Origin of the sequence: Pelobacter propionicus DSM 2379, from assembly GCF_000015045.1 — a bacterium.
GTDB classification, from domain to species: domain Bacteria; phylum Desulfobacterota; class Desulfuromonadia; order Geobacterales; family Pseudopelobacteraceae; genus Pseudopelobacter; species Pseudopelobacter propionicus.
Window position 1 is genome coordinate 2557349 of record NC_008609.1, and the last position, 24010, is coordinate 2581358.

General features: G+C 54.9%; 12 protein-coding genes and 1 riboswitch. Of the genes, 3 read left to right on the plus strand and 9 right to left on the minus strand.

The window, feature by feature from the left end; all coding sequences use genetic code 11:
- Positions 1–90 precede the first annotated feature (90 nt).
- The 9 genes from PPRO_RS11715 to PPRO_RS20950 all read right to left on the minus strand — a co-directional run bounded on the left by PPRO_RS11715 (position 91) and on the right by PPRO_RS20950 (position 19214).
- The gene (locus PPRO_RS11715; protein ID WP_011736227.1) at positions 91–1185 is read right to left on the minus strand and encodes a hypothetical protein; all 1095 of its coding nucleotides are present in this window, start codon (positions 1183–1185) and stop codon (positions 91–93) included.
- A 124-nt stretch (positions 1186–1309) separates the two neighbouring features.
- Positions 1310–2545 (minus strand): glycosyltransferase, encoded by a 1236-nt coding sequence (locus tag PPRO_RS11720; RefSeq protein WP_011736228.1) that lies wholly within the window; start codon positions 2543–2545, stop codon positions 1310–1312.
- 34 nt (positions 2546–2579) lie between these two features.
- On the minus strand, positions 2580–4034 hold the full coding sequence (locus tag PPRO_RS11725) for a TolC family protein (protein WP_198138267.1): 1455 nt from the start codon (positions 4032–4034) through the stop codon (positions 2580–2582).
- 22 nt (positions 4035–4056) lie between these two features.
- Positions 4057–5400, minus strand: a complete 1344-nt coding sequence (locus PPRO_RS11730; protein WP_011736230.1) for an HlyD family type I secretion periplasmic adaptor subunit — start codon at positions 5398–5400, stop codon at positions 4057–4059.
- Positions 5397–7628, minus strand: coding sequence for a type I secretion system permease/ATPase (locus PPRO_RS11735; protein WP_011736231.1), 2232 nt, complete (start codon positions 7626–7628; stop codon positions 5397–5399). Before PPRO_RS11735 ends, PPRO_RS11730 begins: the two co-directional genes overlap by 4 nt.
- A 184-nt stretch (positions 7629–7812) precedes the next feature.
- Entirely contained in the window at positions 7813–16677 is an 8865-nt protein-coding gene (locus PPRO_RS11740; protein ID WP_011736232.1) for a calcium-binding protein, read from the minus strand.
- Entirely contained in the window at positions 16677–18209 is a 1533-nt protein-coding gene (locus tag PPRO_RS21665; protein ID WP_011736233.1) for an alpha/beta hydrolase family protein, read from the minus strand. Before PPRO_RS21665 ends, PPRO_RS11740 begins: the two co-directional genes overlap by 1 nt.
- The gene (locus PPRO_RS20945; RefSeq protein WP_157040000.1) at positions 18193–18702 is read right to left on the minus strand and encodes a hypothetical protein; all 510 of its coding nucleotides are present in this window, start codon (positions 18700–18702) and stop codon (positions 18193–18195) included. The genes PPRO_RS21665 and PPRO_RS20945 overlap by 17 nt, the downstream gene beginning before the upstream one ends.
- 237 nt (positions 18703–18939) lie before the next feature.
- Positions 18940–19018: riboswitch (cyclic di-GMP riboswitch) on the minus strand.
- Between the two features lie 46 nt (positions 19019–19064).
- Complete coding sequence (locus tag PPRO_RS20950) at positions 19065–19214, minus strand: hypothetical protein (RefSeq protein WP_157040001.1); 150 nt, start codon at positions 19212–19214, stop codon at positions 19065–19067.
- A gap of 1758 nt (positions 19215–20972) precedes the next feature.
- Between PPRO_RS20950 and PPRO_RS11750 the strand changes: the two genes are divergently transcribed.
- The 3 genes from PPRO_RS11750 to PPRO_RS11760 all read left to right on the plus strand — a co-directional run bounded on the left by PPRO_RS11750 (position 20973) and on the right by PPRO_RS11760 (position 23626).
- Positions 20973–21767, plus strand: coding sequence for a phage integrase N-terminal domain-containing protein (locus PPRO_RS11750; RefSeq protein WP_269634972.1), 795 nt, complete (start codon positions 20973–20975; stop codon positions 21765–21767).
- Between the two features lie 316 nt (positions 21768–22083).
- Positions 22084–22362: a helix-turn-helix domain-containing protein gene (locus PPRO_RS11755; RefSeq protein WP_011736238.1), complete on the plus strand. Its 279-nt coding sequence runs from the start codon at positions 22084–22086 to the stop codon at positions 22360–22362.
- A 70-nt stretch (positions 22363–22432) separates the two neighbouring features.
- Positions 22433–23626: an Arm DNA-binding domain-containing protein gene (locus PPRO_RS11760; RefSeq protein WP_011736239.1), complete on the plus strand. Its 1194-nt coding sequence runs from the start codon at positions 22433–22435 to the stop codon at positions 23624–23626.
- Positions 23627–24010: the final 384 nt, after the last annotated feature.

Consider the following 24010-nt stretch of genomic DNA (forward strand, 5'->3'; position numbering starts at 1 on the left):
TCTGCGAAAGTTTTGCGAAAGAAGCCTTTTCGAACCGAGAGGCTTGTTCAGGCAGAGTTCATGCTTCTGTCAACTATCCGCATCACCTGTTTATGGAACAAAAGACATCTCGTAGACGAGATCCGGCGGTGCGGCAACCGATTGAGGCTTATTCCTCCACAGATGAAAAATGAGCCTGGTGGAACTGTTGATATCTTTCAGCGTTATGCGGCACCTGGCGTCATAGGGGCTGATGTTGTTCTTCCGGTGCTGACCCACGTGGAAAAAGCTGGACTGGCTGAAGACGGTAGTGCCGATATTGTCGGCTGCACTGGCTGGCGCAACGTTTTCGCAGAGACGCTCCACAAGATGGACATGGTAGAAACCGGCATCCCAGGCATTGACCATGGTCAGGTTGATTATGCCCTGTTTCTCGGTGTCGCTTGCCAGAAACTCCCTCCATATCCTGCCGTTCATGCCCGTATAGGTCTCGGTGATCTTCCCGTTTGAGTAAACGATATCCACCTGATCCAGAAAAGCGGTAAAAGGCGCAACTTTGCCATCGTGGGTCAATGACAGCAGGATATACGGGTTGGCGATGTAGTAGGGAACGACCGTAACCCAGGCCGTCTTCGGAGTGATTTGTCCGTATATCTTGGCATGTGGTGCCTTGAGCGGGTCATACCCCGGATGAAAGAAACCGAGTTGGGCATATTTCTGAATCTTCTCTTTCCGATACGCCCCGATCTGCTCCGGATCCATGGTGTCGAGAACGGTGGGACCGTCGAACCGATCAGCTTCCATGAACGTCCTGTCGTGCGTTATCGCGACCGTTCCCGCAAAGGGGGTGTACGCATATGCCAGGTTCGGATCGTTCTTTTCCGAGAGGGTTGCGCCGCCATCGGCACCACCCTGTTTCCCGTCACTTTTGTCAAATTGCCAGTAACCAACTGAAAACAGTATCAGCACCAGCACGACAAGCATACCGGCGGAACGCTTCGAGCGGGGTGATGCTGGTATGTGAGATACCGGATCCTGTTGAACGACTCCGGCAGCGCGCCTCTCTTGCGCACGATAGTATTTCTCAAAAATCAAACCGCACGCGCAGCATTGTTCGCCGTTTTCCTGAATGGTTTGGCATTTAGGGCAAGAAAAGCTGTCCGCTGACAATGGCACCGTCAATTGGGGCTTATTCTCTGCATTCATTGTCTCTCCTCTCGTGCTTGAACGCGGAAAAGCAAAACCTGGAGGCGGTTATTGTTAAACGGCGCAGCGCATCACGTCCCACCTCCGCATACTTGCCAACAGCCTGATTCTGGCGGAACATCATTCAGCCAGGTTTCGGATGCGTTCCTGCCGGGCATCTACCAATGCAGCTTGTGTACAATGTCATTTTTTCAAGTGTGTTTGTGAGTTTACCTACAACCTGTTTCTGACCATAACCAGCGTATTTTATCGATATCTCGATCGCTTTATTCCGGTAACAGCAATTTGCAAGCATCGCATCCAAAACCTCACCGAAGCGGGTTGTTACCTGCCCACGTTTCAAACCGATCCCGGCTCCGATCCGTTCCATACTGCAACTGTTCATCAACTGTTCAATATGGGTCGGGATGCAGAGGCTGGGCACACCTGAGAGAAGTGTTGCGGACAGTGTTCCAAGATTCGCATTGTTTATGGCAAGGGTCATCCCGGACAACAAACCGGACAGTTTGATCTTTTCGGAGTAGATACGCACGCCAGTACCGCTGTACTTTTCCCTCAAGTCAGCAGCAATTCCGGGAACAAATGCAACCACTTCCGCTCCGCATCCATCGAGAACCTCAAGGACCAGAGGCGTTTCAGCACCAGGAATTAGGTACACGAAAATTTTCTGCTCACGTTGCCCGGACCAGTGGACGGTCTCACCGTCATCATCAACGAACAGCGGCCCGATATAGCGCGCGTTTTTTCGCCCCGGATATTGATCCAATTCAGGCAGAACCGCCAGAAGAGAAACATCCGCCCTGATCGCCTGATACAGATATGACAACGGAACTCCACCAAAATCCCCGCGCACGTTGTTGACATTGTCCAGCAACCTGTTTTCGGTGAGCAGCAGCGCTTCCCTGGTCAGGTTAAGCCAGGGACGAAAGCTGGGGTAAGGAGACGTTTCCGGAGGTGATTCAAAACCCGAACTCAGGCTCAGGCATGGAATACCGAACAGCCCTGCTGCCTGTGTTGCAATGGGAGCATATTGAGACAGCATCACATCAGGTTTGTGCAGGGCAAACAGAGTCTGCCACGCCCGTACCATTCCTCCAAGAAGTGCCGCATCACCAAAGCCTGCCTGCGACAGGATGTCCGCGAAACTGGCCGCCTCGCGACGGAATCTCGCAAGCCCCGTGGGAAGAGGCGCCTGGATATAGCTGAAACCGTCAGGTTGAAAAAAATCATGGGCCGTGCCCAGTTCTTTGACCGCAAAGAGCACCCCATGCCCCCGTTTCCTCAGGAGTCGGGCAATGGGCACTATTTTAGAAAGATGCCCGAGACGCCCCCCCTGCTCCCAGGCAAACAGAAAACGCATCAGCGTTCCTCCGTTATCAGGGACTCGGCACTGTTCACCTCTCCAGTTCCCCGCGTCCCAGAACACCGACACAGGCCAGCAGACGCAGCTTGGCTGAACGCCACTCGGCAAGGCTGCGAATCCGCTCCTGCCGCGCATCGGCCAACGCCGCCTGAGTGTTGAGGACTTCCAGGATATCGGCGGCCCCTTTCTCGTATTTCCGTTGCGAGACAGCCAGGGATGCCTCGGCGATATCGAGGAGTTTCTTCGATGCCTGAAGATTCTGGAGCGATGAGCCGGCATCGGCATGGGCCTTGACTACTTCCATCAGTGTGTTCTGCTCGGTTTCCTGCACTTCGGCGTGTTGCTGTTCCGCCTGGGCTTCGGCATTCCGAATTTTGTAGGTCCTCGAAAAGCCGTCGAAGAAGGGGAACGTCAGGGAGAGTCCGATGGTGGTGATCCGTGAGTCGGTACGCGACAGCCCCTGGCCGGGGTAGCCATTCTGGTAATAGTTGGCGGAGAAGTCCACCGTCGGCAATCCCTCGGAGCGGGTTGCCGCTATCTTGCGCACCGATGATTCCCACTGCGCCCGCCCGGCTAGGAGCGACGGATGGGTTTTTGCCGCCAGTTTCAACCAGTCGTCCAACGTCTTGGACTCCTCACTTTCCGCGAAATCACCGTTCAATTCGTCCGGAAGGGCAATAGCCGTCCGGGTAGGAATACCGAGGACGTACACCAGAACCGCCACGGCCTTTTGATAGGCTCCCTGGGCCCGATTCCTGTCAAGGGTTGCCCTGGCCAGGGCCGTCGCCGCCTGCAGCCTGTCGCTGCGCGACACAACACCGCGATCCTCCCGCCGCTGGGCCGTTTCGAGGGTATTCACTGCGATTGACTCGTTCTGCTCTTTCGCATGCAGGCTGGCCTGTGCCGTGACGGCATCAAAATAGGATTGAATGACATCGGCCAGTTTCTTCTGCAGTGCGGCATCGTGCTGCGCCAGTGCGGCAACCAGCATCTTGTTGGCCGATTCCCGGTTGGCCGCCCTCCCCCCGAAGTCGAAGAGCCGCCACCCCAGGGTGGCGTTGATGGTTGTGCCATCCTCGGTTGTCGAGGCAACACCCGATCCCGGATAGGAGTAGTGCGTTCTCATGAAGTTGATGGTACCGGACAGGGTGGGCAGATACGCGGCACGCGCCTGCCCCACCTCGGCGGACTGGAGCTTGATGGCCGCCCATGCCGCCTTGATCTGGGGGTTGTTGCACAACGCCAGATCAGCGGCATCGATGAGACTCAAGGGTGCCGCAAGGTCCCGCGTGACCGGACAGGCAACCGGTCCGCCGTCGCCGGGCAGGGTTGTTCCGGACGCAATCCTTCCGGGAAGGGTGCGCAGCGGATCGTCAAAGGGCGCCGCAGGGTCAAAGGCCAGGGCGGGCAATGAAGCAAAGAGAGCAATGGATGCGATTGCGATCAGCGAAAGCATGGCGCGGCCCGGTGCCGCTCCGCCTGCCACTGGCCGATGTCTCCGAAACCGCCTACCGTTCATTGAGGCTTTCCCGTTTGTGGCGCAAAAGCGGGCTCAGGACGTATTCGATGATGCGGCGGTCGCCGGTCTTGATCTCCACGTTGACCGTCATCCCGGCCGACAGAGGCATCTCCCTGCCGTCCACAGTGATGGAGGATCTGTCCAGTCGGATCTTCGTGGAATAGATCAGGCCCCGCTTCTCGTCGGCGATGGCGTCGCGGGAAACGTGCGTGACTCTTCCCTTTATGGTGCCGTATTTGGTGTATTCAAAGGCATCTATCTTGACCTCGGCGCTCTGCCCCTCCTGGACAAAGCCCACATCCTTGTTCTCCATGAACGCCTCGACCTCCACCCGGCTCTCCCTGGGGACGATCTGCATCAGGGGGCTGGCCGCGGCAACCACACCGCCGATGGTATGCACGTTCAACTGCTGCACCGTACCACTAACCGGCGCGGTGAGTTTCAGGAGCCTGCTGTGGGCGGCCGCGCGGATGGCGTCCTGCTGAGAAGACGCCGCGGTTTTACTCCCCTCGGTGGACTGTTCATGGGCCACACGCCTGGTCTCGGCGACCAGGGCATTGCGCTGGTTTCTGGCGTCGGCCAACTGGCCGGCGAGATCGACGCGGGCCTGCTCCTTCTCCAGCCAGGCGTGGTAGGAGACGTCGCGATCTTTCAAAAGCGCCTTGTAGTCGGTGGCGCGTTGCGTGGCCAACTGCAACGCCAGGCTGAAGCGCTCGATGTCGCCGTCGATCCGCTTCAGCCTGGCCTGATAATCGCCGTACTGGGCATCAAGCTGCTGTTTCGCGGCCAGCCATTGATCCGCCGGAACAGTGGCGATGGGAGGAAGCCGCGGTGGACTGCCGCCGTCGATTGCCGCGAGCAGCGACCTGGCGCAGGCAACCTGGAGGATCGACACGGCGCGATCCCCGGCCGCCTTATCCCGCTCGGCATCGGATGCGATGGCATCCAGCTCTATCAACAGGTCTCCTGCCCTGACCTGCTGTCCCTCTGCAACGTACAGGGCTCTCACGCTGGCCACGTCCACGCAGGCGATGGTCTTGGTGTAGCCGCTGGGAATGATCTTTCCTGAAGCATTGACGATGATGTCGATCTTGCCCACGATCGACCAGGTGATCAGAACAACCACCAGTGCCATCAGAACCTTTGCCAGCAGGCGTGCGACCGGCGAAACCGGCTTTTCCTGCAGGGACAGGGCTGCCGGCAGGAACTCGGCTTCCTGGGCAGCCAGCACTTTACCCTCGAGCTGATGGCGGTTGCGCCAGCAATGGCTGAAAATCGTTTTGAAGCGGCTGAGCACATCGCCGAAGGCTGCCATTCTCTGCCTGATACTCATGCTATTTCACCTGCTGCGTTGACTACCGGAGCATAGCGTATGGGCGACGGAGTCGCGGTAGGCATTGGAGTCGGCATCACGTGCGCGGACCGATCCTGGTTGCCCATCTGCAACCGGTACAGATGGGTGTAAATGCCGTTCGGATTCAGCAGCAACTCCTGGTGGCTCCCCTGCTCGGCGATCTGCCCCCGCTCCATGACGATGATGCGGTGGGCATCCCTGACCGCCGACAGGCGGTGGGCAATGATCAGCACCGTTCTGCCCGCGCAAATCTGGCGCATGTTGTCCTGGATGATTTTTTCCGATTCGTAGTCCAGTGCGCTGGTGGCTTCGTCGAAGATCAGGATGCGCGGGTTGCTGATCAGGGCGCGGGCAATGGCGATGCGCTGCCTCTGTCCGCCCGACAGGCCGGAGCCATGTTCTCCCACCATGGTGTCGTACCCCTCGGGCAATTCACAGATGAATTCGTGCGCCCCGGCAAGCTTGGCAGCCTCGATGATGGCCTCGATCGGCAGCGCCGGATTGGAAAGGGCGATGTTGTCGCGGATACTGCGGTTGAAGAGCATGTTTTCCTGAAGGACCATGCCGACCTGGTGGCGCAGGGAGGTGGTGTCGATGATGGCGATATCCTGTCCATCCACCAGTACCCGGCCGCGGTCGGGGACAAAGAGACGCTGCACCAGTTTGGTGAGCGTGGATTTCCCCGAGCCGGACCGGCCGACGATGCCGATGACTTCACCCGGCGCGATCTTCAGGTTGACGGCGCGGATGACATCCGGCGTGTCAGGGCGGTAGCGGAATGACACCTGATCGAATTCCACGGCTCCGGCAATGCGGGGAATACGGCTCTTCTGACCGGATAGTTCGGTCCGGGCATTGAGGATGTCACCCAGGCGGCTCATGGAAATCCCCACCTGCTGGAAGTCGTTCCACAGTTGCGCCAGGCGCAGGATCGGTGACGAGACCTGGCCGGACAGCATGTTGAAGGCGACCAGTTCGCCGACGGTCATCTTGTTGTCGACGACCAGGCCGGCGCCTACCCACATGATTGCCGCGGTTACCAGCTTGCTGATCAGGGTCACCCCTCCGCCGGCCAGCATGCTTGCGTTGTTGACGGAGAGGGAGGAGGCAACATAGGAGGCCAGTTGCCGCTCCCAGGTAAAAACCCAGCGCGGCTCGACCGCCATGGCCTTCACGGTGTCTATCCCGCTGATGGTTTCCACCAGGAATGACTGGTTCTCGGCGCCGCGGTTGAACTTGACGTTGAGACGGGAGCGGATGATCGGCGTAAAGACCAGGGAGAGGACGATATAACAGGGGATGGAGACGACCACGATTAGGGTCAGCAGTCTACTGTACCAGAGCATCACCCCCAGAAACACGACCGAGAACATCAGATCCAGGACAACGGTGATGGCATTGCCGGTGAGGAAGCTGCGGATGTTCTCCAGTTCGCGGATGCGCGCCACGGAATCGCCGACTCTGCGCGCCTGGAAGTAGGCTACGGGCAGGTTGAGCAGGTGCCTGAACAGCCTGGCGCCCAGTTCCACATCGATCTTGCTGCTGGTGTTGGCAAAAACGTAGGTGCGGATACCGGTCAGCAGGGATTCGAACAGTGTGGCCATGACCAGGCCGATGGCAATCACGTTGAGCGTCTTCATGGCGTGATTGACCAGCACCTTGTCCATCACCACCTGAAAAAACAGAGGGGTGGCCAGGCCGATAAGCTGCAGGATGAACGAGATCAGCAGTATTTCACCCAGCAGCCTGCGGTATTTGACCACGGCGGGGATGAACCAGCTGAAATCGAAGTTGGCCATCTCACCGGCGTAGGTGGCCTTGGAGGTGAGAAAGATCAACTGGCCGGACCAGCAGGCCAGAAACGCGTCCAGGTCGAGAATGGCGGGCGGTTTCCCAGGATGCTGGATCAGCAGACGGGGTGCGGCGGCCTTGGCCACACCCGGCTCTCCACTCTTGCCTTGGTCATATTTGGCCAGAATGAAGAAGCCGCCGGCAGTATCCAGGGCGATTGCCGGCAGCGGAGCGCGGTCCAGTCGCTCCACCGGCTGGGCCACAAGCCGGGCCTTCATCCCCAGGCTTTTTGCCGCCAGCAGCAGCTTCTCGGTGGAAAACGGCCCGGCGCCCAATTCATGTCTCAGTTTCGCCTCGTCGGCGGCAATGCCGTGCAGTCCGGCGATGATCAGCAGGGAAGCTAGGCCGGAGTCCATGGCACCTCCGGCGAGGCGATTAGACGTTGTCCGGCAGGGGGGGCACTGCCGCACATCCGAGTGGCGCGGTGAGAAGTCAAACTCGTATATATCATTGTACGTTCCGTGTTTTTGCAATGAGAGGCCCGGTCAACGGAGGTGTCGACCGGGCAACGGTAACGCCATCGGCGGAATCAATAGAAGCTTACTGCCAGTTGGCCGCGATTATGGGCGCAAGTGCGGTCTGGTAGTTCTCCGGCAAGGTAACCTGCCCAGCAGCCGGAGCGGTGAAAGAGGCCATGGCGTTCACCAGAGCATCCACCTGACTGTCCAGCAGCACCTTTCCATCCGAAGTTTTGAACTGTTCCACATGGCATGCGGAACCGGAATACCAGTTCTGGATACTGAACTTGTCACTGGTTCCGATGATGCTGACTTCCAGGTTAGTGCCCACATGCTGGAACCAGAGCTGGTCAGTGGCAATACCGGCATTGAACTGCGCTACGTCGGTGTTGCCGGAGGTAGCGTCGTTTTCAACGATTATATCGTTCCCATAACCACGCCCCAGCAGGTAGGTGTCGTTGCCGGCTCCGCCGGTGAGAGTATCTGCGCCTGCCCCCCCATCCAGCGTATCATTGCCGGTTCCACCACTGAGGCTGTTTACAACACTGTTACCGATGAGAACATTGTTCAGGGTATTGCCGGTGCCGTTTATGGCCGAAGTACCGACAAGGGTCAGGTTCTCCAGGTTTGCGCCTAGCGTGTACGTGATTGATGAGTTGACCGCGTCAGTGCCTTCGCTGGCATTCTCGGTAATAGTGTCGCTGCTGTTATCGATAAAATAGGTATCATTGCCTGCCCCTCCTATAAGCTTGTCCGCACCTGCGCCACCGTCCAGCCTATCGTTACCAGCCCCGCCGGTCAGGGTGTTTGTGCCGCTGTTGCCGACAAGCATGTTGTCAAGCGTGTTGCCCGTGCCGTTTATCGCTGATGTACCGGTAAGTGTCAGGTTTTCCACATTATTGCCCAGGGTCAGGGTCACGCCGGATTTCACCGTATCCGTGCCTTCATTGGCGTTCTCGGTTATTACGTCCGCTGTGTTGTCGACGATATAGATATCATCACCAGCTCCGCCTATAAGCTTGTCGGCGCCCGCACCACCATCCAGAATATCGTTGCCTGCACCGCCGGTCAGGGTGTTGATTGCGCTGTTACCGGTGAGCATGTTGTCAAGCGTAGTGCCCGTGCCATTTATCGCTGATGTACCGGTAAGTGTGAGGTTTTCGACGTTGGCCCCCAGGGTCAGAGTGACACTTGACTGCACCGTATCGATGCCATCATTGGCGTTCTCGGTCACTATGTCGCTGGTACTGTTCACTACGTAGATATCGTTGCCCGGACCACCCAGCATGGTGTCGTTGCCTGCGCCTCCATCCAGCTTGTCATTCCCGGCATTGCCCACCAGCATGTCATTTCCGGCCAGACCACTAAGGGTGTCATCGCCAGCTCCCCCGGTCAGGGTATCCGCGCCGCTTGTGCCGGTGAGAGTAAGTTTCGGAACGCTTACCACCAGGTCGAAGACGTCTGAAGCCGTCATATTCCACGGGTCTACCGCCGTTACCATGACACTGATCGTACCGATTGAGCCGGCAGGAGGGGTGCCACTGAAGGTGCGGGTACTGGGGTTGAAGGAAAGCCATGACGGCAACGCGCTTCCGTCCGCCTTGGCAGCGCTATAGGTAAGCATATCTCCGCTGTCCGGATCGGTAAAAGCCGTGCTTGGCACGGTATAACTGAAGGCTGCGCCTTCCGATCCGCTCTGGTCTGCCAGTGGTGTAGCCAGCGTGGGAGAGTGATTAGGCTGGCCAACGGTGATGGTTACATACTCACCTGCCGCATAACCGTAGTTGTCCGTACCCCAGAGAATAAACTGCAGAGAACCTATATCGCCTGTGCCCGGAGTCCCGGAAAACGTGCGGGTCACAGAGTCAAAACCAAGCCAGTCCGGCAAAGCGGAACCATCAGCCATTTCAGCCCTGTACGTAATCGAGTCCCAGCTATCGGGATCAGTGATGGTATCAACCGGAACCACGCTGGTAAACAGGCTGCCAGCCCGGGCCTGCAACGTAGGAAGGTAACTGTTGACCGTGGGGGCATGGTTATTGTTTGCCCGGTCTACCACCGCCTGGATCATGGCGGCGTCCCATACCACGTTGTTGGCAAACTCAACCCGGTCGATCGCGTTATCCTCTCCGTTCGCACCGGCAGCATAATGGTTCATGACTACCGCATAATCAGAGCTGTTCTTGATGGTAAAAACCAGATGATCGCCGTTGCGACTGGCAATAACGTCGGTATCCAGTATTCCCGCGCCAAAACGCAGCGTATCCGTGGCGTCAACCATATCGGTGGCGTTGAGCGTGTCCTGGCCATCCCCCCTGTTAAAGACATAGTTGTCGTCGCCTGCACCGCCTTCAACGTAATCGTTACCCTGGCCGCCGGTCAGCAGGTTGTTACCCTGATTACCCCACAGACCGTTGTCCTGCCCGTTGCCGGTCAGGGTCAGGTCGTCCATGCCGTCTACCGCAGCCCGCTCAATGTTGTCCGAGAGGGTATAGCTGACGGTTGAACGGACAAAATCATCTCCTTCATCTGCTGCCTCTAGTATCAGATCACCAGCGTCGCCTACCTCATAGTAATCGTCGCCAGCCCCGCCGATCAGCACATCCTGCCCCCCGGCTCCGAACAGGGCATCATTGCCGGCGCCGCCGATCAGGGTATCGTTGCCTTCAGCGCCCCACAGGTTGTTGTCAGCTTCATTACCGGTGATAACGTTGTCCAGTTCGTTGCCGTTACCGTAAATCGCCGATCCGGTGAGCGTCAGATTTTCGACGTTAGCGGTCAACAGATAGTTTGTATCAAAACCGCGGATCTCCGTGTCTATGCCCGCGCCATTTTGCTCGACAATCCTGTCGCCCAGAGTGTCGGTGTAATAGGTGTCATTGCCGGCACCGCCTTCCATGGTGTCGGTTCCCAATCCGCCATCAAGAATATTGTTGCCGCTGTTGCCGGTCAGGACATTATCCTGGTCATTGCCAAAACCGTTAACATCAGCGGCACCGGTCAAAATGAGGTTTTCCAGATTGGAGGCCAGAGTATGGGTTATACCGGTCTCGACCGAGTCATTGCCGCCATCCACGGCTTCAATAACCTGGTCAGCCGCTGAATCCACACTATAGGTGTCGTCGCCAAGCCCACCATCCATGACATCCGCGCCGGTTCCTCCGTCGAGGATATCGTTACCCAGACCACCGGTTAGGGTATCGTTGCCGCCCCGGCCAGCGATAAAGTCATTACCCCCCAGCCCGGAGATGACGTCATCGCCGGCATACCCGATCAGAGAGTCGTCTCCATCAGTCGCTTGAAGAACCAGTTGCCTGATATCCGCAATGCTGTAGACCAGATTGTCGGCAGGAATCCGGATCTCCTCCACCGCATGGCCATCGTGGCCATCACCGGAGAAATAGTTGGCGATGGTCACCTGATCATTACTGTTCAGGATGGCAATCGTCAGGTCGTCATTCGTCCGCGAAATGTCGATATCCGCGGCACGCAGACCTTCGCCCAGCACCAGGGCATCCGTCTTGCCGCTACTTGCGTCAAAGTTGTAAATGGTGTCACGGCCGGACCCCGGGCTGAACAGATAGGTGTCGCTGCCGGCATCCCCGGACAAAATGTCATCACCTGCGCCGCCGGTCAGGATATCGTCTCCATCACCGCTGCTCAGTATATCATTGCCGCCAAGCCCGTAGATGGCGTCATTGCCGCCAAAACCGGAGATGGTATCCGCCGTGGCGTAGCCGATCAGGGTATCATCCGCGTTGCTCCCATTCAGGAGCAAACTCTTGATATCCTCAATAGTGTACGTCAGGTTGTCGGCCGGAATCCGGATCACGTCCAGCGCATACTGGTTACCGGCCAAGCAGTTGACAATGGTTACCTGGTCGCCGCTGTCCCTGATGGTCAACACCAGGTCGTCACTATTGGAATCGCTTCGCCTGATGTCGATATCCGTCGCATGCAGGTCATCGGCCAGGACCAGCGCATCCGTCTTTCCGGCGCCGGTGTCATAATTGTTGATGACATCGTGGCCCGCCCCTCTGCCGAACAGATAGGTATCGCTGCCTGCGCCGCCATTCAGAGCGTCATCGCCGGCTCCGCCGACCAGGGTGTCATTACCGCTGTTTCCAAAAAGAGCATCATTTCCCGCCAGGCCCTGGATGATTGTGTTTTCGCCCACCCAAGCCTGCAGAGTATCGTTATCGTCCGTTCCGGCAATGGCGACTTCCGCCAGCCGGGCTTCGATATACGAAACATCCCAGACCGTGGCATCGGAGAATTCCACCTGCTCAATGCGATTGGAGATCCCGGCGCCCCAATTCTGTATCCGTATCTGATCGCTGCTTCCGTTGATGCTCATTATCAGATCGTATCCGTCGCGGCTGAAGGTGAGGTCACTCGGGGCAATCCCGGCGCCGAAACGGATGGTGTCAAGAGTACCCCCACTTTCGGAGATCGTATCTTGCCCATCGCCCAGGTTGAACAGATAGCTCTCGTTGCCGTTGCCTCCATAAAGCGTGTCGTTGCCAACGCCACCGTTCAGAGTATCGTTGCCGTTGTTTCCATACAGGACATCATCTCCCGCAAGCCCCTGGATGGCGCCATTCTCATCCGGCCAGGCTTGCAGAATATCGTTGCCGTTTGTCCCGACAAGAGGAACCGTTGCTACCATGGACTGGATATACGCCGCATCCCAGACCGTGCCGCCGGAAAACTCCACCCGCTCAATGCGGTTACCTTCCCCGCCGCTCCAGGATTTAATTCTCACCTGATCGCTGCTTCCGTTGATACTCAGCATCAGATCGTATCCGCTACGGCTGAAGGAGATGTCCTCGGGAGCGATGCCGGCGCCGAAACGGATGGTGTCAAGAGTACCCCCACCTTCGGAGATCGTATCCTGCCCATCGCCCAGGTTGAAGAGATAGGTGTCGTTTCCGGTTCCACCATTTGTGGTGTCGTTGCCGGCGCCACCGTCTAATGTATCGTCGCCGGTCCCGCCATAAAGCGCATCATTTCCTGCCAGCCCCTGGAGGATACTGTTTTCGCCTGCCCATGCGGACAATGAATCGCTGCCGACCGTACCAACAACGGGGAGGTTTGCCCGTGAGAGAACATACGCCGTATCCCAGACTGTTCCGTCGAAAAACTCGATCTGTTCGATCCGGGCATTTACATTATTTCCCCAATTTTGAACCGTCACCTGGTCACTACCGTTGATGCTCAAGACGAGATCATATCCGCTACGATTGAAGGTGAGGTCGTCGGGAGCAATTCCTTCGCCGAAGCGAATGGTATCCAGACTGCCCCCGCCTTCGGTTATCACATCGCGCCCGTCGCCCAGGTTAAAAACATAGGTGTCGTTGCCTACGCCGCCTTGCATGGTATCCGCGCCCAGACCGCCAATCAGAATGTCGTTACCCTTATTCCCTTCCAGCATGTCGTCACCGGCCAGCCCCTGAAGAGTAGCGTTTTCAAGGCTCCAGGCGTACAGGTGATCGTAGCCGTTTGTCCCGACAACGGTCCCCCCCGCCAATCGAGACCAGATATATGCAGCGTTCCATACCGTACCGTCGGCAAAGGTCACCTGATCGATGCGACTATCGACAACGCTCTCGTCAAAGCCCTGATTGTTCCCCCAGCCCAGAAGCGTTACCTGATCGCCGGTCCCGTTTATGTGCAATATCAGACTGTGATAAGAACGGGTCAGGCTGATGTCACTCGCGGCTATCCCTTCACCAAACTGTAGGGTGTCAAACCCGCCGCCAAAATAAATTCTTCCGGAATGGCTAAAGTCCAGGTAGTAGGCGCCCTCGTCGATCATGTCCTGCCCGTCACCCAGGTTGAAAATATAGGTGTCGTCTCCCGCGTGCCCCCTCAGGGTGTCATTGCCGGTCCCCCCATCCATGGTTATGTGCGTGGAGGAATTGTTGAAAGCGAATTCCTGGCTTGGAGACCATGAATCCCACCGGTTGATTTCACGAAGCGCTGAAAGCGTGTCATCCCCGCCCAGTCCATAGAGTGCATAGTCATGACCTTGGTTCCAGGAACGCAACAAATCGTTGCCCTCTGTCCCAATAATAGGGAGATCATCCAGAAGAGACTGGATATATGCGCCATCCCAGACGGTGGCATCAGCGAACACAACTTGTTTAATTGAATATCCCCAGGAATCACACCCCTCGTAATATCGCCAGCCTTGAATCTTTATCTGGTCACTGCTGTTGTTGATACCAAGATACAGATCATATCCCAAACGCCTCAAGGTAATGTCGCTTGCGGCAATTCCTGTCCCAAAACGAAGGGTATCCACACTATTCCAGCCCGGCTCAACAATAGTTTCTTGCCCATCGGCAAGGTTAAACAGATAGGTATCGTTACCGGCGCCACCGTTCAAGGTGTCGTTACCTATACCGCCGGCCAGCAGATCATCACCGTCCCCGCCAGTGAGGATATCATTGCCGGCGCCGCCACTGAGCACATCGTTGCCGACGCCGCCATCAAGCGTATCGTGCCCGGTACCACCATCCAGAGTGTCATTGCCATCGCCGCCATTCAAGGTGTCGCATCCGGCGGCGCCGACCATTGTATCATCGCCAGAAGTACCGGTTTGCGTTATCCCTGCATACAAAAAGTTAATCAATAAATTCTGGGACCCGTCAGCGAACTCAAGTGAGTATACCGGTAAAGCACCTGTCGGATCGTTCTGCGTGCAGTTGCTGAGTATGATCGCGTCGCCGCCTGTGCCGACGTTGATTCTCAAGCTATCCGTTTGCCAGACAAACGCCAGGTCATCCTTTGTTATGCCTGCGCCGAAATACAGGGTGTTTTCGATGCCGCTCTCGCCGGCGGTATCTTGAATGGTGTCTACACCATCACCAAGATTGAAGACATAGGTGTCGTCGCCTGCCCCGCCAACCAATGTATCATTGCCGCCATAGCCGACCAGAAGATCATCGCCGTCGCCGCCATACAGCTCGTCGTTGCCCGAAGCGGTGTCACCCGCATCGCCGTGCAACTGGTCGTCGCCGCCGTTCCCGTAAATTGTGTCGGCGCCGTCACTCCCGAGGATTATGTCCACACCACTGCCGCCTTCGATAGTATCGTTCCCGCCGCCGCCCTCCAGACGGTTCTCTCCATCGCCGCCCACTATGGTGTCATCGCCGTCACCGCCGAGAATCAGATCATTACCCGATCCTCCTTCCAGATAGTCATTTCCGGCATCACCCTGAAGATTGTTATTTCCTTCACCACCAAAAATCTGGTCAGCACCGGCACCACCCAACAACGTGTCGTTGCCGGATTCTCCATCCAGATAGTCATCGCCGCTGCCAGCCTGCAGCCAATCGTCGCCGTCGCCGCCGAAGAGCTGATCGTTGTCGTCGCCGCCGTCAATTACATCATTCCCTTCGCCGCCATCCAGATAGTCGATCCCGAGATTCCCCTGAAGCTGGTCATCACCGCTGCCGCCATAAATTTCGTCGTCTCCGTCACCACCAATCAGGGTGTTCGTACCGGAACCACCATCTATGTAGTCATTGCCGGCATCGCCCTGAATCTGATCATTGCCGTCTCCCCCCAGCAATGTGTCGTTGCCGTCACCGCCAAAAAGAGTGTTATTGCCTGCTTCACCATCGAGATAATCGTCACCGGCATTGCCATGCAGTTCGTCATCACCATCGCCACCCATAAGCTGGTCGATGCCGCTGCCGCCCCAAATTTCGTCGTTTCCGGCTTCGCCGTCGAGGTAGTTGTCACCTTCCGTGTCGTCAAGGTAATCATTGCCGTCGCCGCCGAACAATTGGTCGTTACCGCCTTCTCCGAACAGTTGATCATCCCCTGCTTCACCATCCAGGTAATCGTCGCCGGCACCGCCTTGAAGTTCATCGTTGCCTGAGCCACCGAACAGTACATCGTTGCCGCCCAAGCCGGCAATTTTGTCGTTGCCATCGCCGCCGTCGATGTAATCGTTGCCATGCAGATTTGCCGCAAGCCAGTCAGAATCACCGACAAGCACGTCGTCATCCGCACCGCCGGTTATGAAGTCGTTCCCATCCTCTCCGTATACGATGTCGTTGCCGGTTCCGGCATCAATGTTGTCATCTCCACCACCAGCATAGACAAAGTCGTCGCCGGTTCCGGCGTAGATATTGTCTGCACCGCCTGCGGTTGCCTCCTGAAAAACCACGTTGGTAAAATTAATCCCGTAGGGATTCTGCGATACGGTGGCATTCCAGGTCTTTTGGGCAGAGGTAAGGTTGTAATCTGCCAGGATTGCGTCGTCTCCACCACCGCCTACGATCAGGTCTTCCCCACCGCCACCGAACAGTGCGTCGTTACGGTTTGAACCATAGAGTTCATCATTGCCGCTGCCCGCAGATAGCAGATCTCCCTTTTCAGCAACGCTTGCGGCTGTTTCTCCGGAGTTAATAAGAACATCCATCTCACCGTAGCTGTCCGCAAAGAGTTTGTTGTCACCATCACCGAAGTCCGAGACGATATCAGCGCCAGCACCACCTTCGAGGATGTCGTTGCCCCCCTTGTTGGCGCAGATGACATCGTCTCCGCCGCCAGCCTGAATGCGGTCGCTGCCTGTGCTGTCGTAGATGTAGTCGTTTCTGTCGGGGGAAGGGGTATTGAGGTCGCAGACTGCATTTCCAAGAGCATCGGTTCTGATATTTCCGGGAAGTGCCTGACCAAGGGCATCGTACTGGTATTCATTGCTGTTAGCGGCTACGGGGGTAAGGTCGCCGGTTATCGTGTTGGTAGTGGATATGGAAAGGGATTCCTTAAGATGGATGCCGAAGTCTCCGTCCTGGAAATCCTTGTTCAGGATGGCAATTATTTTACCGGTGGCTGCGTCTCGTACTATCAGATCGGTGTTTTCGATTGTTGCAGTTATTTTACCATCAGGGTTTTTGTAAGAACCATCGGACTGCTGTATGAGAAGCATCAGATGTTTCCGTTGACGAAGAATGTGTTGTCGCCCTGTTTGTCTTCAATGGTGTCTGTGCCATCTCCGGTATTAATAAAGTAGGAGTCGTTACCAGCACCACCTTCCAGATAGTCATCACCTTTTCCACCGACAATTATGTCATCGCCACCTCCACCGTACAATCGATCCGAGAAGTTATCGCCCATAATGAGATCACGTTGGTCGCTATCGCGGCCAAATATGACTTTATGTTGGGATTGAATAGGATCGTTCCGCAAAATGACTTCCTTGCCGCTAGTCCAGTCGGAGTATATGGTGGCGAGGCCATCACCGGTAATTGCAGGAAGTGTAGATATATCCTGTGTGTTGGCCTGTATCATCCAGGAAAGCATCTGTGCGCGGTCAGATATCCAGGATTCAGATAGTCCTTTGCCAGTGGCCTGATCGTAAAGATCAAGTTCTCCATTGAGATTGAACTGGCTGTAGTCTGCGCCTGCTACTATAAAAGGATTCAGCATTTTCAGTGCGTAGCGGTAAGCTTGAGGAATGCCATTGGCTACATTGTTGGCAGAGGCGGCGTTTATTATGGTATCTACTGTTTTGTTTTCTAAAGAGATTATTGTGACGTTGCCTTGGAGGGCTGTGAAAGTTGAATTATTTTGCAGGGTATAGATATTGGTGTAGAACTGAATACGGTTATTATTGGGCGTAGTATCGGTTTGACCAAGCAGTTTGCGTATAGAGTCAAGCGCTGCCTCAAGAGTGGAGCCACTAGTATTGCTCACACTTTGCAAAATGGTGTTGACTGTAGCCAAATCTATACTGGGGTCCAACTTGCTGAATAAATTGGCAATCGCAAGGGAATCAGTCAATCCTACTATACTATGGTTAGCAACCGGGTTAAGGCTTGATTCTGTTTCTACACAGAGAGGTGGCGAGAGTTGAGTACCTATCCCGGAAATGAGCGAAATACCTGCCGTACCGCGGACATTGGTAATGCCGTTTACAAGAGTGAGATTCGACAAACCAAATGCTGCACGGAAGGCATCGAGTGCATTACCAACTAAACTGCCTAACCCGGGGGCATTGTAGGTGTAAACGCCGTTTGCTTGCCCACTAAACCAGGTACCTATTGCAACTGCCAGATATCCACCCAATGAATGCCCTGTGACGCTAAAACCTGATGATAACGTGCCATTAGCAAGCCACTGACTGACTTGGCCGCATAGTCTTGTGAACTGCGGATTGCAATAGGAAGGAAAACCCAGCGCCAGGATTCCGTCAACAATCAAGTCCCCAACACTTTCTGTGCCACGGACTGCAAGATAACGTTTGCCTGTCGAGATCTCCTCAAAGACTGTGGCTGAAGAACCTGTTATGTCTTCGGGACATTGGGCAATTATCTTGTATTTACTGAGAAAAATTGTGGCTTGGGTTTCCGTCATGCCAGCTTTTTTGAGGGCATCTCTATTGGTATTAGTCCCATCAAATACAGCATATGTAGCAAAAGCGAGATCGGATTGTTTTGACAGTTCACTTAGTTGGCTCATTTTTTACCCTATCATGTTTAATAAATGGTTGTTTATAATATTGAGATTTATCTTTACAGCTATAGGAAGATGGATGTACAGGTATCAATATTGGGTCGCCACCTCTCCGGGCATATGACACATGTTCAGAAATAAGTTTGCCATCAGCAATTCTATATATTTTTGTATGTGATCTAAATAAATCTAGGCTACCAAACTTATTACTTTCTGGAATAATCCAAGTTATCTTGTTTGTTTCATAATATTCGTCGGTGGGCTTAACATCGCTTTGTGGCGGCACATAAACAAGCCCTAATCCATCAAATTTTTCAACTGGCAAAATCACAGTTTCATAAACTTTACTGCCTCCATCTTTGGTGCAGAGTTCATCAACTAGTCTATCTACCTTCCATTTCCTGTATGTCGGGAGACCTAACCATAACGAAAATAAAAGTAATATAAAAATGCTTATCCAGAAACTACGGATCGACCACCATATTTTGAGTACCATCATGCCGCCCACCTCATTTGGAGGGGTATTCCGGGTACAGTATATGAAACCATTTGACCTTCCAATTTGCACTAGAAGCAGTACCTTCCAACAACAACGACTTTTTCTCGCTCCCACCGTTCATGTCATCTCCTTCGCGTACAAACGCATCAAATCTCAACCGCCCAAACCACCCAAACACAAAACCCACCAGCAGGAGTCGGTGGGTTTTGGCATATCGGACAGGTCATCATCCGTCACTTCGACAGCCCCGCTATCCAGACCATTCTGGATGGTGGCTTTGTGCCACACGGTTACCCGTGCTTTACCCTTTCGGCGACATGAAACTGTATTCGGTTGTCTTGGCGAGCCATCTTATAAATCACTTAATTCAATACAGTCAATGTTTTTAATAATTTAATACCAAAAACACAATCTGCACAGATTTTACCCAACAATTCCCATTGATTTCCGGTTAGTTTTTTGCACGTCGCCGTTTTTTTAACGACCTGGGATTTTCCACCGGCAGCTGCCACCAGTACTCCCCGTGCCAGATGATTGGCCTTGCGGAACAGCCCTCCGGAGCCCTGGTAGATCGCGGTGATGGCTTGGCTGTCGAAGGGCGACTGTTTGAGTCCGGCGATTTATAGGTGGTGATCCAGATAGCGTTTCATCCCTTCACGGTTGACCTCCTGCAGATGACTGCGGGCGACGATTCGGGAGGCCAGGGGCACGGCGGTGCGGTACTCCCTTTTTGTTTTCAATACGCATCCAGCTGCGTTAACCTGCCATTGTTGTTGGAATCAGATACTGAGACTCCCCATCGCATTCAGTCAGATGTGAGGTTGTTACCAACTTTTTCCAAAAATATTTTCCGCCCAGAATCCCTACCTACCTGACTCTCTGTTGACATTATTCACAAAACACCTGATATCGTTGATAAAAATATGTTGATTTTAGCGTTTGATCTGCTACCATACACCTATCTTTCCTCTCATTGAGTCAGCCATGCTGTCAATGAGTTATCTCCTCACGGAGAGTCGTTCTCAGCAGCACATGCGCTAGGGATCTTATCAGTCAGTGAATCATCTTCGGGAGATGTGCGCCTTGCGCGCCTCTCTCCCCCCTTCACCAGGCTTTTCTGCAATCACGGCCTGATCAATTCGAATTTTCAATCATCAATAATCACAACACGGGGAATGTCTTTCCCGATCAAACTGACAAACAGTGAGTTCTGCAACAAGGCAAGTCGCCTGCGTACACGCTCCGGCATAGTGCCGGACACCCTGGTATCTGATCACCTCTCTTGATGCCGGACAGGTTACGCAGGCAATGAAACCATGACCAGATCCGACATGCGGATATTCATACATTCGCCCTCGGGTGCGTTCGCTCGTACGGGGTCGCCTCGTCGACTGGCAGGTTTCCACCAGCGGCAGGTTCACGATTATAACCATTCACAGATAATATTCGAGAATGCCGAGTGATTCATGGTTCCGTTCCGAGCTCGTCATTTCCCCCTGTACTCCGGTTTTGCGCCGACAGGCGCTGGCCGGAGGCCATTCCAACGTCAAGCTCACAGTGAAATATTTGATCAAGGCGTCACTTTTCTTAAAAGTGACGCCGAACGTAAGCGTACGGCGTTGTTGACTTTTATATACTCATAAAAAAATGACCTTCCGATGATCAAAAATTTCCCACCCCATTCGAGCGATTGCCCTCGAGCAATCTGAATAATCGCCCCTCCTCTGCCCGCAGGGCAGATACGCACGCAGCCACCGGCATAGTGCGTATAGTTGGAGAGGAGCCAGAGCTGACCGAATACTTCGGTACCGGATCAGTCCTGGGGGCAGCGCCTGCTGCCTGATTGCCTGCACTCAACTAAGTTCCGCCGCCTCGATCGGCCCAAAGGGAAAGGAGATGTGAAAATATTATTCAAATGTGTGCCGAGTCGGGTGGTGGTGTGTTTTTGGAAATAACGATTCGGAATACGCAATGAAACGGTGAATATCCAGGTTTTGCCCCGTGCCGCAGCCTAAATAAATGCATAGTGATAGATCGCCCCCCACGGCCTGATTTTTTGGCCGCTGGGGGGTTTTTGTTTTTGGAGCACAAAATGTCCCAAGACTGAATAAGCAAAGAAAAAAAAACGGCCCGGCGAAGTGAGTTTTTTCGCCGGGCCGTTTTTTTTGCCCCCCCCCCCGGACAGCCCAGGAATCTTATACATAGCGGCAACATAAAAATATTAAGGAGAAATACGTATAAAACCATTATCGTGTCAAGCATTGGAGAAAGTGGGGAAGGATTGGAGTGTGGGTAAGGGAACGCGCGAGGCCAAGCTGCAGACCATCCAGCGGTTTGCTGAATTCGTGCAGCAGAAGTTCGGTCTTGAGCGCATCGAGAACCTGAAGCCGGGCCACGTCCAGGCATACGCCGACAACCTCCGCGAGCAGAACATCTCTGCCCGCACCGGGGCGAACTACATGGCGTATGTCCGCGACCTGTGCCAGGCCATCGGAAAGGGGGGCATTGTCGCTAAAGACAATGCCACGTATGGTTTCGGCGGTGTTCCCCGCCAGAATCCCCTGAATGTGAACCACGACAAAATCGCTGATATCCAGCTGCAGTTGGACGAAAAAGCGGCCAACGGCGACCGGATCAGCATGATGATGAGCGCCAGCGCCGTCATGCGCGATGCCTTCGGACTGCGGCAGGAAGAGGCGCTCTTGACACCAGCGAAGGTCACGGTCAGGGACGGTAAACAGTATCTCCAGGTGCTGGGTGCAAAAGGCGGCCGTCCCCGCGAACTGGAGATCCGTACCCAGGCGCAGAGGAGCGCCCTGGCTCGGGTTGCGGAAACGGCAAAAGTGCTGAGCAATGCCAACGGTCGCCCCATTCCGCCAGAATACAACTTGAAAGACGCCATGAAGGCCGAGAGCAAGGAATGGCATCGACTGGGTGGAACCCGCGCGGTAAAAGCCAACATGCACGCCCAGCGGCGCTTGGCGGAAGGAGCGACCAAAACCCAAATCAACCGTGAACTCGGCCATGGCAACCACAGGTCGTTGGGCAGTTATGCGAAAAGCTAAATAGCTAGACAGGTCGCCCCCCCACGGCAGTTATCTTCGTCGCTGGGGGGCTTTTTGCGTTTTGGAGACATGGAATCTGTGGCGGTATCGTACTGTATCGTATCGGCGATACGATACAGTACGATACGAAAAAACACTCCAGCAAATATATTTTTCTAAGTCAAAACGGCCGGACAGATCGCAGCAGGCGATCTGTCCGGCCGTTTTGCATTTTTTTGGGGGGAGAAAGCAGATTTTTCCGGGAAATCGGGAGATACCCGGACGGGGTCCTGATCTTTATAGGTAGAAGGCACATTTCCATGTTCTGGGGCCGGTCGTGTCTACATTGCCGCACATGATTACAATTGACGAGTTTGCGCAGCTGATGCGTATCAGCCGCAGCACGGCCTACACCTGGATCGCGGCGGGACGGCTGGAGCCGGGTCGACATTTCTTGCGCATTGACCGGGTGGTCAGGATCCTCTGGTCAGAGGAACTCCTGATCCATCTGCTTGCCCAGACGAAAACCGAAAACAAGCAAGTACCAAAGCTTGTACGCAAGGGCAAGGGCGGCCGGAACCGCTGCGCCCTGAATTCTGATTACCTGGAGCATTGAAAGAATACCATCTGAGAGCTATACTCCTCCCCGGACGGAAACCCCTGGGGAGAGAATACGGGGGTTTCACATGGCAGGATTATCGGCAGCAGTTGATTTGCAGCTCTTTGACAAACCGAAAAACGAGGGACGCATCGCCAAGAAGAGCGGTTCGAAAAAGCTCTACCTTGATTTCCATTATCATGGCGTTCGCATCGAGAAGAGCACCGGCCTCGATGACACCTTGGCAAACCGCCACAAGGCAGAGGCCATGCTGGAAAAAATTCTTGAGATGAAACGGGAAGGAACACTTGAGTTTGCCAGGCTCTTTCCCGGCGCCAGCGAGTCGGAGAAGGAATTTCACACCCGGCTGGAAAAGGGGGAGTACTCCCCTACCCCGAAGGCGGTCACGTTCAAGGCGTACGTTGCGAAATGGTACGCAACGCTCTGGGTAAACTATCCATCTGCGACGAAAAAGAAGGACTTCCAATCAGTGATCGATTACTGGCTGTTACCGTTCTTCGGTGACATGACCTTCCACCACATCACCGGTGTGACGTTGCAGGAGTTCATAGCCACCTTGAATCACCGGGAGGGGAAAAAAGTCGGGCAGCCCTTGGCCCGGTCAACCATGGTGAACATCCTCCAGATTTTCAGGACGATCTGGACCGATGCGGTGGTTGCGCATCGCTGGATGATCTTCGATCCCATGATGGCCATCAAAAAGCATCTCCCCAAGAAGGGGAAAAAGAAGGTGGAGGTCTTCCGCTTCCATGAGTGGCAGGAGCTTCTCGCCGGCATGGATGCCAATTACCGGCCGGTGGCGAAACTGATGGTCCTGACCGGGCTCATGGCGAGCGAGATAGCCGCTCTCAAGCCACGGCACATCCGGGATGGCCATCTGTACATCGAAGAGTCGATTGTCAGGAAGGTCGAAAAGGATGACTTGAAAACCAGTTACCGGGAAAGGAGGATTCCCATAACCGGGGCAATCGGTGAGATCCTCGACCATGCCCTAAAAACGGCCCGGAGAGGATATCTTTTTACCATGGAGAACGGCAGTAACTTCTCGGCAGAGCTGTTTCAAAGACGGGTATGGGTCCCGGCCATGAAAGTGTCAGGAGTTTCTTACCGCAAGCCCTACTCCACCCGGCACACCTTTGCTGCTTGGGCCTTGGCTATCGACTGCGATCGGAACCGTCTTGTTGCTTTGATGGGACACGCAAGCAAGCAGATGTCAGGAGGCGCTGGCTTTGGCACTGTGGGCAAAGGATGCGGGATATAGGCTATCGAGAGGGGATATATCGGGAAGGCCTTTGTTTGCGGGCGTTCGCGGAGACTCGTAGTCGAAGAACGAAACATTGACGATTTTTTGACGAGGCGGTCTGTTTGGCACAGAATCGGGGGATTCAAGGAGACGCGGCGGTCTGTTTGACTCTAAATTATTTCTTAGGCAACCGGATGACGACACCCGCGATCTTGTCCAGGTCACGCCCCCCGAGCTGCTTGGTGGAGGTGATCCGCTTGCCAAGTTTTTCATGCACAAAATTATACACAAAATTATAGAATTGGTCTTTATTCCACCCAAACGTATTCAGCGAGGTGTGATTTTTAGTGTGCCGGGGGTTGTGCCAGGCGGTATTTATGTCGCGGGTAAGTGTTTTTAGTT